General features: G+C 53.0%; 18 protein-coding genes. 6 read left to right on the top strand and 12 right to left on the bottom strand.

What is annotated here, in order from left to right:
- Positions 1–11 precede the first annotated feature (11 nt).
- Positions 12–1,148, top strand: a complete 1,137-nt coding sequence (locus tag LUQ43_RS03040; RefSeq protein WP_299963664.1) for a DUF373 family protein — start codon at positions 12–14, stop codon at positions 1,146–1,148.
- 227 nt (positions 1,149–1,375) lie between these two features.
- On the opposite strand, the gene LUQ43_RS03035 is transcribed toward LUQ43_RS03040, so the two are convergent.
- The 9 genes from LUQ43_RS03035 to LUQ43_RS02995 all read right to left on the bottom strand — a co-directional run bounded on the left by LUQ43_RS03035 (position 1,376) and on the right by LUQ43_RS02995 (position 7,054).
- On the bottom strand, positions 1,376–1,849 hold the full coding sequence (locus LUQ43_RS03035) for a hypothetical protein (RefSeq protein ID WP_299963663.1): 474 nt from the start codon (positions 1,847–1,849) through the stop codon (positions 1,376–1,378).
- Between the two features lie 126 nt (positions 1,850–1,975).
- A complete protein-coding gene (gene albA / locus LUQ43_RS03030; protein ID WP_299963662.1) occupies positions 1,976–2,257 on the bottom strand; it encodes a DNA-binding protein Alba in 282 nt (93 codons plus the stop codon).
- Positions 2,258–2,277: 20 nt separating this feature from the next.
- The gene (asd, locus tag LUQ43_RS03025; RefSeq protein ID WP_299963661.1) at positions 2,278–3,300 is read right to left on the bottom strand and encodes an aspartate-semialdehyde dehydrogenase; all 1,023 of its coding nucleotides are present in this window, start codon (positions 3,298–3,300) and stop codon (positions 2,278–2,280) included.
- A 261-nt stretch (positions 3,301–3,561) separates the two neighbouring features.
- Positions 3,562–3,735, bottom strand: a complete 174-nt coding sequence (locus LUQ43_RS03020; protein WP_299964041.1) for a 4Fe-4S binding protein — start codon at positions 3,733–3,735, stop codon at positions 3,562–3,564.
- A gap of 109 nt (positions 3,736–3,844) precedes the next feature.
- Positions 3,845–4,612, bottom strand: coding sequence for a 4-hydroxy-tetrahydrodipicolinate reductase (dapB, locus tag LUQ43_RS03015; RefSeq protein WP_299963660.1), 768 nt, complete (start codon positions 4,610–4,612; stop codon positions 3,845–3,847).
- Between the two features lie 7 nt (positions 4,613–4,619).
- Entirely contained in the window at positions 4,620–5,615 is a 996-nt protein-coding gene (gene dapA / locus LUQ43_RS03010; RefSeq protein WP_299963659.1) for a 4-hydroxy-tetrahydrodipicolinate synthase, read from the bottom strand.
- Between the two features lie 8 nt (positions 5,616–5,623).
- On the bottom strand, positions 5,624–5,815 hold the full coding sequence (locus LUQ43_RS03005; protein ID WP_299963658.1) for a 30S ribosomal protein S17e: 192 nt from the start codon (positions 5,813–5,815) through the stop codon (positions 5,624–5,626).
- Positions 5,816–5,841: 26 nt separating this feature from the next.
- On the bottom strand, positions 5,842–6,384 hold the full coding sequence (locus LUQ43_RS03000) for a thiamine-phosphate synthase family protein (protein WP_299963657.1): 543 nt from the start codon (positions 6,382–6,384) through the stop codon (positions 5,842–5,844).
- Between the two features lie 118 nt (positions 6,385–6,502).
- A complete protein-coding gene (locus LUQ43_RS02995) occupies positions 6,503–7,054 on the bottom strand; it encodes an HDIG domain-containing metalloprotein (RefSeq protein ID WP_299963656.1) in 552 nt (183 codons plus the stop codon).
- Positions 7,055–7,152: 98 nt separating this feature from the next.
- Here LUQ43_RS02995 and LUQ43_RS02990 point away from each other — a divergent pair, with 98 nt between their 5' ends.
- Positions 7,153–7,329, top strand: coding sequence for a hypothetical protein (locus LUQ43_RS02990; RefSeq protein WP_299963655.1), 177 nt, complete (start codon positions 7,153–7,155; stop codon positions 7,327–7,329).
- Between the two features lie 5 nt (positions 7,330–7,334).
- Here LUQ43_RS02990 and priL read toward each other — a convergent pair whose 3' ends face one another.
- Both priL and LUQ43_RS02980 read right to left on the bottom strand, forming a co-directional pair.
- Positions 7,335–8,429, bottom strand: coding sequence for a DNA primase regulatory subunit PriL (gene priL, locus LUQ43_RS02985; RefSeq protein WP_299963654.1), 1,095 nt, complete (start codon positions 8,427–8,429; stop codon positions 7,335–7,337).
- Complete coding sequence (locus tag LUQ43_RS02980) at positions 8,429–9,172, bottom strand: DNA polymerase sliding clamp (protein WP_299963653.1); 744 nt, start codon at positions 9,170–9,172, stop codon at positions 8,429–8,431. The genes priL and LUQ43_RS02980 overlap by 1 nt, the downstream gene beginning before the upstream one ends.
- Before the next feature lie 105 nt (positions 9,173–9,277).
- Between LUQ43_RS02980 and LUQ43_RS02975 the strand changes: the two genes are divergently transcribed.
- From LUQ43_RS02975 to LUQ43_RS02960, 4 genes are all read left to right on the top strand, one after another.
- Positions 9,278–9,859: an RlmE family RNA methyltransferase gene (locus tag LUQ43_RS02975; RefSeq protein WP_299963652.1), complete on the top strand. Its 582-nt coding sequence runs from the start codon at positions 9,278–9,280 to the stop codon at positions 9,857–9,859.
- Between the two features lie 9 nt (positions 9,860–9,868).
- On the top strand, positions 9,869–10,747 hold the full coding sequence (gene moaA, locus LUQ43_RS02970; RefSeq protein WP_299963651.1) for a GTP 3',8-cyclase MoaA: 879 nt from the start codon (positions 9,869–9,871) through the stop codon (positions 10,745–10,747).
- Between the two features lie 100 nt (positions 10,748–10,847).
- A complete protein-coding gene (locus LUQ43_RS02965; protein ID WP_299963650.1) occupies positions 10,848–11,351 on the top strand; it encodes a hypothetical protein in 504 nt (167 codons plus the stop codon).
- Between the two features lie 18 nt (positions 11,352–11,369).
- On the top strand, positions 11,370–12,557 hold the full coding sequence (locus LUQ43_RS02960; RefSeq protein ID WP_299963649.1) for a M20/M25/M40 family metallo-hydrolase: 1,188 nt from the start codon (positions 11,370–11,372) through the stop codon (positions 12,555–12,557).
- A gap of 107 nt (positions 12,558–12,664) precedes the next feature.
- Here the strand turns inward: LUQ43_RS02960 and LUQ43_RS02955 are convergent, their stop codons facing one another.
- Complete coding sequence (locus tag LUQ43_RS02955; protein ID WP_299963648.1) at positions 12,665–13,636, bottom strand: tetratricopeptide repeat protein; 972 nt, start codon at positions 13,634–13,636, stop codon at positions 12,665–12,667.
- Between the last annotated feature and the right edge of the window lie 815 nt (positions 13,637–14,451).

Here is a 14,451-nt window from a genome sequence, read left to right as displayed (position 1 = left end):
TTATAGATGTAATGACACAGGGGCGGACACTGGTCCTGAGTGTCGACCGTGACGATGACATCGGCTGGAAAGCCAAGGTTGAGAGCCCGTGCATCGGCCGTGCGGCATGTCTGAATGCGGCAAATACACTGGCACTTGCTGATCCTGAGGACTCAGATGTCAACGCAATATTTTCAGCAGTCAAGATCTTTGATGAACTGACTGCAAAAGGCGAAGATACGGCCATTGCCGTGGTTGCCGGAAACCACCTGCACATGATAGAAGGGGACCGGAAGATTGCCGCCACCCTCAAAGACGTTATTGAAGAGACAAAGGCAACGAACTGTATCCTGGTGACCGACGGGGCGGAGGACGAGTATGTCATCCCGATCATCCAGTCCAATATACCGGTCACCAGCATCCGCCGGGTCATTGTCAACCAGATGCCCAACCTTGAGGGTACGTACTATATTCTCAAGAAATTATTCGACGATCCAAAGATCTCACGCATGGTCTTCATACCGATAGGCCTTGCCATGCTGTTGTATGCCATTGCATTCCTGATCGGTGCACCGGGCCTTGCAACCATTGTCGTGGTGGGGGTTATTGGCTGTTTCCTGCTCTACAAGGGATTTGGCTTTGATGAGCTTGTCCACGGTATAACAGATGCCTTACGGGCATCCCTGTCACGGGGACGGTTCTCGTTTGTCACGTACACGACCACGATCCTCCTGGTCATCATCGGGTGCACATGGGGAGTCAATAATATCCTGAAATATTATTCAACGGACGGTGGCAGTCTGGGGATTGTCACCTACTTAATGACCTTCATCTATGGTTCCTTTGAGTGGCTTATCTTTGCGGGCTGGGTCCTGTCGGTCGGCGTCATCATCGATGTATACCAGAACGAGCGGGAGAACCTTGGAAAGGTCATCGTCTTCCCGTTCTTTGTCACCGCGATCGGGCTTATCCTCTATGCGGCAAGTATCTACCTCATATCATACCAGGGGGTTCAGGACTTCCCTCTCTCTTCAGATACCGTTACAAAATATATTCTCTGGTCAACGATCGCCGGAATCATCTCTGCGATTGCCGGGGTAATTACCCAGTATTACGTGAACAAGAAGATGGCGGAAGAGCGGAAGCAAGAGATTATTGAGGTCATCTGATCCCGTTTTTCTTTTCAGGTATTTTTCTTCCATGAATCCATGATCGTATCCGGTTCGAAAGAATGCGGGAATCCTCCGGGGATTTTCCCCCAGAATAATCCGGGGTAACGATCAGGAACACAGATAATTGCATCTCGTCTTTAAATCCACTACATCATCCGGAAAAAGAGCTGCCAATAATCTAAATAAAACCCATTGGAGCACCGGTTAAAAAAGAACGGCCAGAATTATTGATGGGTCGGTGTTGCCTGAGGGATTGCAGGAACGGACGATGACCCGTTCATAGCAAAATACCCGATACCGGCGGGGAACTCCTTGACCATCCGGAAATTCCGGGTCACCTGCGGAGATTTGACGGTAAGGTTGGGGATGACTACATTGAAGTGGTGGGCAGGATACCAGTAAATTCCGTCCCCATAGGAAACAGCCGCTTCTTCAACGGTGAATTCTGCACTGGACAGGTCAATCTGCTTCATCTTTGCATCATCATAATTGAGGATCTTCAGCAACTTGCTCTTGAGATCCTGTTTCCCAAAAAGGAAGAAGATAAAACGTGTTCCTTCGTCAACGCTGTAATTCACCTGGATCAGGGCAGTACCGTTATCGAGCTGGACATTCACATCGGATATGGTGAGGTACCCGTATCGTTCATCGTCTGCTGCTAAAACAGGAGCCACGAGAATTACAAATAACAGCAACATCACGGCGACAGCGCGGGCTCGCATAGCATAATAACTTCGTGAAGTCCCCTTAAATCGTTTTGGGTGAACATGAGCCGGCCGACGACAAATCCCCATAAATCATGCCATGCAGCCCGGGTGAAAAAATTATTTATTGCTGGCAAGGACGATCTCAATTGAAGAGACATTTGTCTTGCCGGTATCGGTATCGATAATTTCCGTGGAGATAACGATATCTTTCTTTGTTACACCATCAAGGAAGCGGTTGAGGGCAATCTCCGCTGTGTCCACGGCACGGGAGATCGCCTTTCCCCGGGCCTTGATTGCTACTTCCGGTGCACCATTGTTGAACTGGGTTACTACAGCAAGCACGTAGTTCATGACGGGCTTGTTTCCTACGAAAACGGTGTTCTCTCTGGGTTGCTGCATAGGACACACTCTTAGCGTTATCAGAGATACTTCTTTTTGACGATCAATTCGGCATTCAGTACACTGGCGCCGGCAGCGCCCCGGATCGTGTTGTGACCCATGGCAACGAACCGGACTCCCTCGCGGAGACGACCGACCGAGACCGTCATACCCCTTCCCCGCATGCGATCGAGCCGAGGCTGGGGCCGGTCCGGCTGGTCATCTTCAAAGAAGTGGACCGATTCGGCCGGCTGGGTCGGAAGACCCTTGATCGGGGGTTTGTAATCGCGGTATGCCTTCCGGATCGTCTCGAGCGGTTCCTTGATATCCGCCCAGACCGCCATGGTATGCCCGTCAATAACCGGTACGCGGTGGCAGCTGGCACTGACCCTGAAGGGTGCGTTCTGCACTTTTTTACCTTTCAGCGTGCCCATGATCTTGAGCGTCTCCGATTCCATCTTCTCTTCTTCCTTGCCGATATACGGGATCACATTGTCATAGATGGCCATTGCAGCAACCCCTTCAAATCCGGCACCGGAGATTGCCTGCATGGTCGCCACCCTGATATCGGTGAATTTGAACTTCCGGAGCGGGGCAAGGGCAGTCACCATCATGATAGTGGAGCAGTTCGGGTTGGTGACAATGAATCCTTCACAGCCGGTATCCCGCTGCACATCGATAAGCCCGAGGTGTTCCGGGTTGACTTCAGGGACAACCAGGGGTACAGTCGGCTCCATGCGGTGGGAGCTGGCGTTGCTGCAGACCCCGATACCGGCTTTGGCAAATTCAGTTTCAGTCGCGGTCGCGATCTCGGCCGGGAGGGCGGAGAAGACAAGGTCGACATTCTTCATCGCTTTTGGCGATGTCGGAACAACCTTGATCTTGCCGATATCCTCCGGAAATGGCGTATCAAGACGCCATTTGACAATACTTCCATAGGGCTTTCCCGCACTGCGATCGGAAGCGGCAAGCGTTGTAAGTTTGAACCAGGGATGATCCGCTAGAAGTTCAACAAATCGCTGACCAACCGCACCCGTAGCACCGAGCACTCCAACATTGATCATGGTGACAGTCCTGTATGTTCTTATTTCCCCGTTTCAGAATGATGGCGGGTTGTAAAATCCCATTTCACTTTGGATGATAAAAACATTGTTTTTTTATAATTGTTTTTAAGCGATACGATGCATCGTGATGGAGATGCGATGAGCAGAGGTGATGCCGGATTACCTGATCCTGCAAGCATCCTGGCAAACGTCTGTGAATAATTATCGGGACTGATATCCGTACAGAAATTTTTCAAAAAAACAGAACCGGGAAATACCGGTTTATTCCATCTGTATTGCTTCGGACGGGCAGACATCAACACAGGTCTGGCAGTCCACACACATATCCTTGTCAACCTTTGCCTTGTCATTCTCCATTGCAATGGCTGATGCGGGACATTCGCTTACGCAGGTTTCGCATCCGGTACACTTATCACTGTCAACGATTGCTACCAAGTCGTTCACTCCGTTCTATATGTTTCAGTGAAGACAAAAAAAGGGTTTCTATTATGATCTGTTCCCAAGGGTGTGTAAAAAGACTCCGGGAACGACGGCTGCGACGGGATCAGTTCTTCTTCAGCCCGAGCACATCGTTCATGCCATAGATGCCGGGCTTTTTCCCGGCAACCCAGCGGGCTGCAACAATGGCGCCGCTTGCAAAGACCGAGCGGTCGTATGCACGGTGAGAGAGTTCGATCGTCTCGAAATTCTTCGAGTACATTACCTTGTGGTCTCCCACGATATCGCCACCCCGGATTACATGGACGCCGATCTCGTTCTTCCGCTCAGTCATACCCTCGCGCCCGTACTGCTTCTCACGGGCACCGGCCTCCTCTTCGATAATCTGGATGATGGTCTTTGCCGTGCCGCTTGGCGCATCCTTCTTGTTCCGGTGGTGGGCTTCGATCACTTCGATATCATAGTCTTTCAGGAGCCGTGCCGATTCCCGTACAAGCTGCTGGAAGATGCTCACACCGATCGAGAAGTTGGTGGATATGACCGCCGGGACATGACCGTTGATCGCCTTCTCCATCTCTCCTCTCTGTTCCGGAGAGATACCGGTGGTGCCGACAATGAGGGCACAGTTATTCCTCGCGGCGGTCTGAACGTTCCCGACAACCGCACTGGCAACCGTGAAATCGATAACAACGTCTGCCTTTGTCTTCTTTAACAGGGCATCGGCATCTTTCGCCTCAACGATCTCTGCTCCAAAAAAAGAGCTGGGCTTGAGATTGATCCCGCCGACAAGTTCCATGTCGGGAGCGTCGTGCACCATCCTCCCGAGGGTCTGTCCCATTCTGCCGGAGGCTCCACAGATAACTACTTTGATCATGATCGGGTCACCTGCGGGAGCTGCGGATGGCGGTCTTCTTGGGGGACGCTGCCTTCTTTACAACCTTTTTTACCGCTGCCGGTTTTTTTGCAGGCTTTGCAGCGGGTTTTGCTTTGAGAAGTCCTTTTGAGGGAATCGTTGCAAGGACTTTTTTCAGCTGCTCGGTTTTCTTTGCATCAAGTTCATCGAGCGGGAGACGGACCGGCCCACCGGCAAAGCCGATGAGTTCCACCGCTTTTTTGACCGGGATCGGGTTGGTGTCGATGAACATGGAGCGGAAGAGAGGCGACATAGCGTAGTGGAGCACCAGCGCTTTCTGGTAATCCCCGGCTTTTACCGCGTCGTACATTGCTACCATACGAGCCGGATCAACATTTGCCGCCACGGAGATGACACCGGCCCCTCCCAGTGCAAGGATGGGGAGGGTGATGCCATCGTCACCGGAGATGACCATGAAATCCTCGTCCTGGGTCTCCTCAATGATGCGGGAGATCTGGCCGATATTGCCGCTTGCCTCCTTGACACCGACAATATTGGGGTGCTGGGCAAGTTCCGCGATAAGATCGGGCTCAAGGTTCTGGCCGGTACGACCGGGGACATTGTACATGATCACCGGAATATCGAGATCCGCCAGTTTCGTGTAGTGCTTGATAAGACCGGACCGGTTCGGCTTGTTGTAGTACGGACTGATGGCGAGCACGCCGTCCGCACCGATGTCCTTCGCCGCCTTAGTCAGGCGCACTGCCTCGGCAGTGTTGTTGGATCCCGTACCTGCAAGGACAGGGATCCTGCCATTAATCTTATCGACTGTGACCTCAATGACTTTCTCGTGTTCTTCGAACGTGAGAGTCGCAGACTCGCCAGTCGAACCGCAGGGCACAATCCCGTGAATACCGCGGGAAAGAAGGAACCCGATGTTGCGTTCAAGACCCGGTAAGTCCAGGCCCATAGCAGGGTTTCTTTTAAAAGGGGTAATGATTGCTGGAAGGACACCTTCAAACATAAAGAGGTTTATGAGTGTCTTTTGGTATTTATTTTTCTTGTAATGTATCCGGCGATACGATTCCGGACGCGTTTGCTGCCGATAACTGCTGAGCTGCCGAGCTGCACCTTGTTCTCATCAAAGCTGGGCGAGAAGTTGTCGCGCTGCTTGGTCAGGAGTTCTGTTCCGATTGTCTTGATATATGACGGCTTGATTCCCATGGACGATTCCTCAAGGATTCTATATTTTAAATGCGGTTTGAGCAGATAATAATATTGTTTGCAACGTCGGCCGGCTTTTCGCCTAAGAGGAGGAGCCAAGCATCCGTAATTCCGCTTCCGCGGGGGTATATCACGTCGGGGACCCCCTTTTTGCAGCAGGACGCGATCCCCCAGTCCATCGAGCTGATGCCCTGCGGGGCCACGCCACCATCATACGGCACGCATTCAAGGAAGAGATTTTCGTCGAGCACTTTCAGAGCGCGGTCGGAGAAACGGAGCAGTGCGGCACTTCTCCTGCGGGGATCGAATTTCATCACCGTGAGAAGGATACGGGAGATCTCCTCATCAGCCCCGAATGAACAGGGGCCGGAAGCCTGTACGTTTCCGCCACGAACGGAGATTCTTCCTTCAACCGCTGCAATTCCGCCGGCGTCCCGGGCACCCCGGATTGCATAACCGATCTGCGCTCCCTCCGGAGGAACAAGGTTCGCGTTCATTGACTGTTCCAGCAGAGTAACCGCGTCTTTTACGTGCGCAAGGACCGCACCGCGTTCAGAGACCGGATCCATGAGAGTATTCTTTGAGGGCGGGGGATTATTAACCGCTCTGTTGAAAGATTCCATGGGATTCTGGTTGGATTCAGTCTTTGCATTTTGAAAAAAGAAGTGAAACCTGCGTAATCTCCGGTTATTTCAGCCCCAGTTCCTCCCGGATCTCCATGAGCCCCGCAAGCCCGATGCCATAAAATTCCGGGCTGCCGATAACCGGATCAACCAGCGCAATCCGGTCCCGGTCGCAGCCGGCAGCAAATGATTTCTCTTTTGCTTTCTTTGTTATTGTCTTTACGGAAACATCGGAAAGGTTCCCGCCTTTCACCAGCCCGCAGGCGATGATGAGCCCCGAGAGACTGTCGGCAGCCTGGAGCACCACCTCAACCGGTTCTGTATACGTTCCCTTGTGGAGCAGGTGGTTATGCCGCCGGATGATCTCCGTCTCGTCCGCGCTGGTACCGTGCCGGAGAAGGATTTCTGCACCGGTGACGCCATGCCGCTGCATGTCCCCGCCGATCTGCTCGAAATCGATATCATGCAGGATCCCGATCCGCTCCCAGCGTGCCTCATTCTCGTGAAGATGCCGGGCTGCATGCTTCATGATGGCACCGGTGGCAAGGCAGTGCCGGACAAGATGTTCGTCATGGATGTACGTTGTTATGACAGAGATTGCCGCAGCCCGATCCATACCGGTGGATTTACCTTGTCAGGATATACGCGTTTTTATACCACCGAAGACCTGAATGTTGGATAAGCCTATATTCTCCGGTGTCGAAAAGAGTATGAATGGACGCGCGACTCCTTGATGTGGTCATCGGCCTCATCGCCTTCATCATCCTTATCGTACTCCTTGCGGTTCTCCCGATGGCATTGCCGGCAGCGATTGCCTATATTGCGGCAATTATCGGCTTTACGATCTTCCTGTCCGGTGCAGGATATCTCGTGAACGATAAAATCGTATAATAACATCACGCGGGCGATGCCGGGGGAGTCCCATCAGGGTTATTTTCCGCTTTTTTTGGGCCCTTCTTTGATGCATCCCGCTTTTTCACCTTATAGTAACTGAGCGGGTGGCTGACCTTTTCACAGAGCAGATCCCGGTGCACGCACAGCCCGGTTGTCCGCATGGCAGCACAGGCAGGTGCCGTGTATTCGGTGCCGGATCCGCCCCTCCCGGTGATATGCTCAACCTGGTACATCGTCATGTCAGGATTGAAATCCGGCGACCGGGCATAGAGCGCGGCAATCCCGTTCAGATCCATACCGATCGTATGAAGGAATGAGGTCAGGGAGAACCGGCCTGCATGGGTCAGGTTGGTGCCGGCCGTGAGTGCCGTGATCAATGCCTGCATGCAGGGCGGGAACGCACTCTCTTCGATTGAGCCGAACTGCTGGAGCATCTGTTCCTGGTATGCCTTCTTCAGCGCGGCAACCCGGGGCGAGAGTTGTTCGCAGAGCGCGGCAGGTACTTTGTGCGGGAGATCGCGCCGGAGGAGAAGCCGGACACGCTCCCGCACCAGTTCATACCGCTCATCCTTCCGGATCGCGACAAATCCTTTTTCAATCCTGCGGTTCACCAGGTGGAACCGGTCCTCGTGCAGGGGTGCCACGAGTTCAACATAATCGACCAGCGGCATCCGGTCCTGCGTGATCCGGATGCCGAGTTCGGCAGCCAGCGCAACGCAGAGCCGGGAATATTCACCATCTTCCTGCTGGTAATTTGAATTCCAGTCTTCTTCGCGGACAAGGAAATAATATGCCCGTTCCGCCTCGTACCGGGTCAGCCGGTCAATGAGCTGGCGATCGTTGACGCACGAGACAATTATCCGGGCCATGGCATACGCAGCGATCTCTTCTTCAGGAGTCCCGGTCACGTCCGGAGTAAATGTCTTCTTCGGCGTTATTGCATCCTGCAGCCGGTCAAGGGCGCGGTCAACAAGGGCCTGGCCCCGCGCATCAGAAAGCAGGGAATCAAGTGAACTAAAACGGCCCCGGGCATGATCCTGGGCTTTTTTTAAAAAGGGAAAATGGGAAAGTTCCTTAATCGACGGAGAATAATCCATCAATCAGCCTCGATACGGGGTGCGAGGAGGTACTCGACGTGCCCGTTGCCACCCGCGATATCGAATGCGAACCGGACCGGGTGATCGATGCCAAGGAAGATCTCGACTTCGGCTGCCTTGCTCATGACCTTGCCCATATCCTTCAGGTAGTCAAGCGAGAAGAGCGAGCGGGCTTCTGCCGGGGTGAGCGAGACGAGCTCGTCCTTGGTGAACTCGCGGCGGATATGATCGGTGTCGCCTTCGGCAACCAGGTAGAACGTCTGGTCCTTGGGGTTGATCCCAAGAGCAATCTTGTCAGAGATTACCGCTGCAGCCTTCATTGCGTTGTTGAGATCCTCTCCCTTGATCACGATCTTTCCCGGGAGGCTGATGGTGGGGGGATTGGGATCCTTCCGGATCGTGTTCGTGTCAAGGAGGGTGATCGAGTAGTGGTAGCCATGGACCGAGACCGACATCTTCTGGGCATTATCGGCCATCTCAATGCTGATCAGGTCGCCTTTGGTGGCCATGCCGAAAATATTCTTCATTTTCATGAGGTCAATGCCCAGCTGGCTGTCCGTTGCCTTATACGAATCGAACGCTTCCTTCCTGAGCGTGAGGGAGATCATTGCCACGTTTGCCGTGTCAACAGCCCGCGTGGAGAATCCGCTCTCGTCCGTATGCAGGCGGCACTCAGGGATGAGAGCCGAGATAGCTTCGATCGTTTCCCTGAACATGTCTGCATCAATAGTTGCTTTTAACATCGGGTACCCCTTAACAAACTCTAATCTACTATATCGGCATACGTTAATAATAGTGTTTTGGGTTTTACTCAGGATTACTGGTTTTGAGGGGGAACAATCTACACCATGGGTTCACAATGGGGATATGACAAGACGTACATGCGGGCAAAGCTTGAGGGATACCGATCCCGGGCCGCCTTCAAACTCATGGAGATCCAGAAAAAATTTGAGATCATCCGGCGCGATGACAACATTGTTGATCTCGGGGCAGCACCCGGCAGCTGGCTTCAGGTTGAGCGGACACTCACCGATGCACGGGTTGTCGGGATCGACCTCAACCAGATTGCCCATCTCGATGGAATAGAGACAATTGAAGGCGATCTCAATGATCCTGAAGTTCTGCAGCAGGTCCGGTCCATGATGCCGGTTGTCAATGTCGTCCTCTGCGATGCAGCCCCCAAGTTGTCCGGGCACAAAAGCTACGACCAGGCCCGGGTCATCGAGCTGAACGAACAGGCGCTCGCCTTTGCCTGCAAAGTCTTAAAACAGGGCGGCAATTTTGCGGTAAAATCATTCCAGGGAACCGATTTCCCCGAACTCTATGCCGCAACCAGGGAACACTTTTACTCTGTCAAGACCTGCCTTACGAAATCCACCCGTAAAGGCAGCACGGAACTCTACGTTGTTGCAAAGAATTTCAAAGGATGATCAATTCCCATGGTTCTCAAAGACGCATTCGACCGGCCGGTTACCAATATCCGCATCAGCATTACCAAGGAGTGTAACCTCTCCTGCATCTACTGCCACCGCGAAGGTGAGAAAGCACCCCATGACCCGCTCTCTGCACCGGAGATTGCCGAGATCCTCAGGGTCTCTGCAGGCTTTGGAATCCGGAGCGTCAAATTCACCGGCGGAGAGCCACTGCTTCGCAGGGATCTCCTGGACATCGTCCGGTCGGTTCCCCACGGTATGGAGTCCTCGCTGACAACGAACGGGACACTCCTTGGGAGTATTGCACAGGATCTCAAGGACGCCGGCATGAGACGGGTAAACGTCAGTCTCGACAGCCTGAACCATGAGACGTACAAGAAGATTGCCGGTATTGACCAGCTGGGCGATGTCTTTGAAGGGATCGATGCCGCGCTTGAAGCCGGACTCACCCCCATCAAGATCAATATGGTTGTTCTTGAAGGGATCAATGATCACGAGATCGATGATTTCCTCGCATATATCCGGGGCAACCGGAATCTTATTCTCCAGTTGATCGAGCTGATGGACTTCAACAGCTGCGAGCACCACAATGATCTCACCCGGCTTGAGGGGATCCTGGCGTCAAAATCAAAACAGATCCTGACAAGGAGAATGCACCACCGGAAAAAATACTGTCTTGACGGGGCGGAAGTGGAAGTGGTCCGCCCGGTCCACAACACGGAGTTCTGCGCATTCTGCAACCGGCTCCGGGTAACCTCGGACGGCAAACTCAAGCCCTGCCTCATGCGGACCGACAACCATATCGATATCCGGGGAAAGCAGGGAACAGAACTCGAAGACCTGTTCCGGAAAGCGGTTGCCGAACGCGTGCCCTATTACCGGTGATCGGTCATACACTATTCACTGTTTTTTCCATAATCTCGTAATTCTCCCATTACTGTCCCAGACGCGAATATATTTACCGTGCCTGAACGAACCAGTGGATATGCAGGATGATAATGAATACCTCACCGTCCTTGACTACCTGTACGGGAAGTCGCTGATGCTCCAGGACACGGGAGGGTTTAACAAAGTTCTCTACTTCTATCTCATCGATTCCCTCGCCCATATCGACTATACGGTCGGAATCTATTCCTATAATTTCGGGTCGCCCAAGAATATTATCGGCGCCGAGTACATGCGCTGGAGGATCGATGAGGAGAAGAAAGGCGACCGTGCAAAATTCCCTGCCTTCATCAACTGGCTCCGGGAGAACAAGCAGGAGAAGTTCAATGCACTGCCTTCTCTCTGGCAGATGATTTACGATACGGAAGACCCGGCCAGTTACCGGAGTTTCCGGATTGTCGTTGACCCGGACAGCAAGAGCCCGGTCCCCGCGAACTTCTTCTCCGCGATCATTGACGAGTTCTTTGAACCGGAATTCTTGAAAAGCCTGTACGAGGAGGCCTCACTTGGCACGCTCTTTGCCTCCTACTGCAAAGAGCACTAATACAACCAGGTTCACACCATGCATGTCAGCCGCATCTGTTCCGATCTGGTAAAGATCAAGAGCGAGAATCCCCCCAACAGGACAGAAGACGTTATCGCATATATCCGGGATTTCCTTGACGGTATCGGTATCAGATCATCGATCTCAGGAAACGGACAGGGAATGGATAACCTTGTGGCCCTGCAGAAGAACGCCCCGCTGATGTTCTGCGGCCATGTGGATGTTGTGCCTGCGCTTGCTGATGGCTGGAGCAGGCCGCCGTTTTCCGGCGCGATCGAAGACGGATATGTCTGGGGGAGAGGCGCAACGGACATGAAAGGCGGGTGCGCAGCAATCCTTGCCGCATGCCAGGATCGTGCCGACCGGGACTGCGGGATTCCCGCAACGCTTGCATTTGTCTGCGATGAGGAGACCGGGGGAATTAACGGAATCCGTTATCTCCTCTCCCATAATGCACTCCCCCCGTGTGACTGTATTATTGCCGAACCCACGCCCGTCCGCCATCCCAACATCGGACAGAAAGGGCTCTGCCGGGTGAGCCTTGCATTTGAAGGCGTCCCGGCCCATGGTTCGCTGTACCCTGCGGTGGGGGTGAGCGCCATCATGGAGACAATGCCCTTCCTTTCGTACATGAACGAGCTCCACAACACGGAGTATCCCGTGGACGAAACCCTCCGCGAGATCATCGATTCTTCTTCGGGGGTGCTCGAAAAGGAGTTCGGGATGAGCGGGGCGGGCAATATCCTGAAGAGGATGACCTTCAATCCCGGCGTGATTTCCGGGGGAGAGAAGTCCAATGTCGTTGCCCAGCACTGCGATCTCGAACTCGAGATGCGGATCCCGTGGGGATGCTCCATTTCCGATCTCCTGGCGGGCATTGCAGCCCATGCCCCTCATGCAACCATGACAACGCATGAATCCTTCACCCCGTCCATCACGGATCCTGCCTCACCGCTGGTCAGCATCACCTGCCGGGAAGTGGAGCGGGTCTATGGCGGCACGGTAGCCCCGATCGTCCAGTGGGCAGCAAGCGATGCCCGGCATTTACGAATGCAGGGCTTCTCCGTGATCGAGTACGGCCCGGGAGAGATGTCCTGCCTGCATGCCGTAAACGAGCGGACCTCTGTTGATTCGCTGGAGAAGGCAACGGCGATCTACAGCGGGATCATGCAGCACTATGCCGGGAACAAGCGTCAGGTGTCCTAATCATAACCTGCAATATCCGCTATTTTTTAACCCTTGCCCGGAAAACCCGGACGTTCCCCTCACGGGGAATCGACCATATCCAATGACGAGCCGGTAAAAAAGAGTGATTATTGTTTCCGGCTTTTTCGTACAACCGCTGCCAGGGCAGTAAGGGCAACGAGCGCGCCAATCGCAGTGAGTGGCGAGAGCGGGGCATAGGTTGTTTTTGTTGCGACCGGTAGTGTCGTAGTATGCGAGAGCGGAACGGTCTCTTCAGGAGTTGAGGTAACGGTCACGGTGGCGACCGGTGTTGCAGTTGTATAATATGTCCCAAGCCGGTTGATCGTTACAGTCACGGTTGGTGTTATACTGATATTGTATGACTGTAACTGACCACTCATGCTCTCCTTGTTCGTCTTTGCATCGGCAAAGTTCGGATCGATACCGAGTGCTTTGTTGAAGCACTGGAGCGCATCGGAGGGTTTTCCAAGCCCGATATAGGCCTTTCCCTTGTTGTTCCAGACCGAAGCATTCTTGATCGTGATGCCGGTAGCCTGATCGAACATAGTGAGCGCCTGTTGATAATTTTCCTTGTCCAGGTAGATGAGACCCAGGCTGTTCCAGGTCAGCGCATTCTGGGGATCAATCGTTGTGCATTTCGTGTACGAGACGATCGCATTATCGGGCTTGTTGAGCATCTCGTAGGCATATCCCTGGTTGCAGTAAGCATCCGGCGTATAGGTCTGGACAACGAACAATTTGTCATAGGCAGTTACCGATTCATTGTATCGCTTGAGCCGGAAGAGCGCCAGTGCTTTTGCATTGAGCGCTTTTGCATCCTGCGAGCGGATTGCCAGGGCCTTGTTGGCCGCGTCAAGTGCCTGGGTTGAATTCCCCATGGCATTAAGGGCAACTGCCTTGCCGGAGAGGGCAGATGCATAATTCGAGTCAAGCTCAATAGCATTATTGAAATAGGTAAGCGCAGTCGGATAGTTCTCGGCCTCAAGAGCGGCCAGTCCCCGGGTAGTCCATTCGAGTGCATCCTCAGCCTGGACTGCCGGGATCAGCAGAAGAAGCACGAGAAGAACCGGAATCAGCATTTTTGATTGCATATTCTCATGACGAATTTCCCGTTGATCGCAGATGAATCTATTGTTTTCTCTGGAAATTGGGGTGTATCTCCTTTACCACCCCGTTTCCGGAATTTTCTTTGTACGAACGATCGGAATGAATTTTTTAATCTGCTGGACCTGCAAGGATCTTCTGATATCCTTCCTTGATTATAACGTCCTGCTATCTGCGGAAACACCCAGATTCCGGGAATCTTTTAGACCTGGCAGGACGGGAGGGTTTAATGAAATCAGTTGTGGATCCATTGCGCAGGTGCGGTGTGCATTGTCAGCCCGGGGTATTAGAGACGGCAATAAATCTGCCGTCACTGCAAATCGGGAACCCTGAAACTGAGAAACCCATCACCCAAAATCGAGGCACTGACTCACTCACTACGAACCTACTCTTCCCATGAGATGCCAGCCTGGCGGAGAATTCTTATCTGGAGATCCACTCTTATCATAGCTCGATGGGGATTTGGTATAGTAAGAACGAGATCATTTTGGATCATGCAGGGGTGTTTTCCGCCATGGAACGGACCGTCAAAACCAAACATTTTTAGTTTTTTAACAAGTTCCGCCCACGTGACCAGAATAAACAAATACCCGGACACTCTGATCCAGTCTTACGATTTCCTCGAGGGTACAATTATTTATCGGGGAATGGGCAGACCCCGCCGCAGCCTCAGTACTTCACTAATGTTTAGCTCGGGCTGAGGAAAACAGTAAGATCTAAATAGGCAGCGGGCGCCGAATATGGTCAAACACCGGCAAATTGCCCGCCGAATAAAGAATGAGCTCCGAGC

The organism is Methanoregula sp. (assembly GCF_028679125.1).
Classification (GTDB): Archaea; Halobacteriota; Methanomicrobia; order Methanomicrobiales; family Methanospirillaceae; genus Methanoregula.
This window is presented reverse-complemented; position numbering and strand designations above follow the sequence as displayed.

What these genes read in the sequence shown, in the direction of transcription:
- LUQ43_RS03040 (WP_299963664.1), top strand. Translation starts at nt 12, where the DNA reads ATGACACAGGGGCGGACACTGGTCCTGAGTGTCGACCGTGACGATGAC.
- LUQ43_RS03035 (WP_299963663.1), bottom strand. Translation starts at nt 1,849, where the DNA reads ATGTTGCTGTTATTTGTAATTCTCGTGGCTCCTGTTTTAGCAGCAGAC.
- albA (WP_299963662.1), bottom strand. Translation starts at nt 2,257, where the DNA reads ATGCAGCAACCCAGAGAGAACACCGTTTTCGTAGGAAACAAGCCCGTC.
- asd (WP_299963661.1), bottom strand. Translation starts at nt 3,300, where the DNA reads ATGATCAATGTTGGAGTGCTCGGTGCTACGGGTGCGGTTGGTCAGCGA.
- dapB (WP_299963660.1), bottom strand. Translation starts at nt 4,612, where the DNA reads ATGATCAAAGTAGTTATCTGTGGAGCCTCCGGCAGAATGGGACAGACC.
- dapA (WP_299963659.1), bottom strand. Translation starts at nt 5,615, where the DNA reads ATGTTTGAAGGTGTCCTTCCAGCAATCATTACCCCTTTTAAAAGAAAC.
- LUQ43_RS03005 (WP_299963658.1), bottom strand. Translation starts at nt 5,815, where the DNA reads ATGGGAATCAAGCCGTCATATATCAAGACAATCGGAACAGAACTCCTG.
- LUQ43_RS03000 (WP_299963657.1), bottom strand. Translation starts at nt 6,384, where the DNA reads ATGGATCCGGTCTCTGAACGCGGTGCGGTCCTTGCGCACGTAAAAGAC.
- LUQ43_RS02995 (WP_299963656.1), bottom strand. Translation starts at nt 7,054, where the DNA reads ATGGATCGGGCTGCGGCAATCTCTGTCATAACAACGTACATCCATGAC.
- LUQ43_RS02990 (WP_299963655.1), top strand. Translation starts at nt 7,153, where the DNA reads ATGGACGCGCGACTCCTTGATGTGGTCATCGGCCTCATCGCCTTCATC.
- priL (WP_299963654.1), bottom strand. Translation starts at nt 8,429, where the DNA reads ATGGATTATTCTCCGTCGATTAAGGAACTTTCCCATTTTCCCTTTTTA.
- LUQ43_RS02980 (WP_299963653.1), bottom strand. Translation starts at nt 9,172, where the DNA reads ATGTTAAAAGCAACTATTGATGCAGACATGTTCAGGGAAACGATCGAA.
- LUQ43_RS02975 (WP_299963652.1), top strand. Translation starts at nt 9,278, where the DNA reads ATGGGTTCACAATGGGGATATGACAAGACGTACATGCGGGCAAAGCTT.
- moaA (WP_299963651.1), top strand. Translation starts at nt 9,869, where the DNA reads ATGGTTCTCAAAGACGCATTCGACCGGCCGGTTACCAATATCCGCATC.
- LUQ43_RS02965 (WP_299963650.1), top strand. Translation starts at nt 10,848, where the DNA reads ATGCAGGATGATAATGAATACCTCACCGTCCTTGACTACCTGTACGGG.
- LUQ43_RS02960 (WP_299963649.1), top strand. Translation starts at nt 11,370, where the DNA reads ATGCATGTCAGCCGCATCTGTTCCGATCTGGTAAAGATCAAGAGCGAG.
- LUQ43_RS02955 (WP_299963648.1), bottom strand. Translation starts at nt 13,636, where the DNA reads ATGCTGATTCCGGTTCTTCTCGTGCTTCTTCTGCTGATCCCGGCAGTC.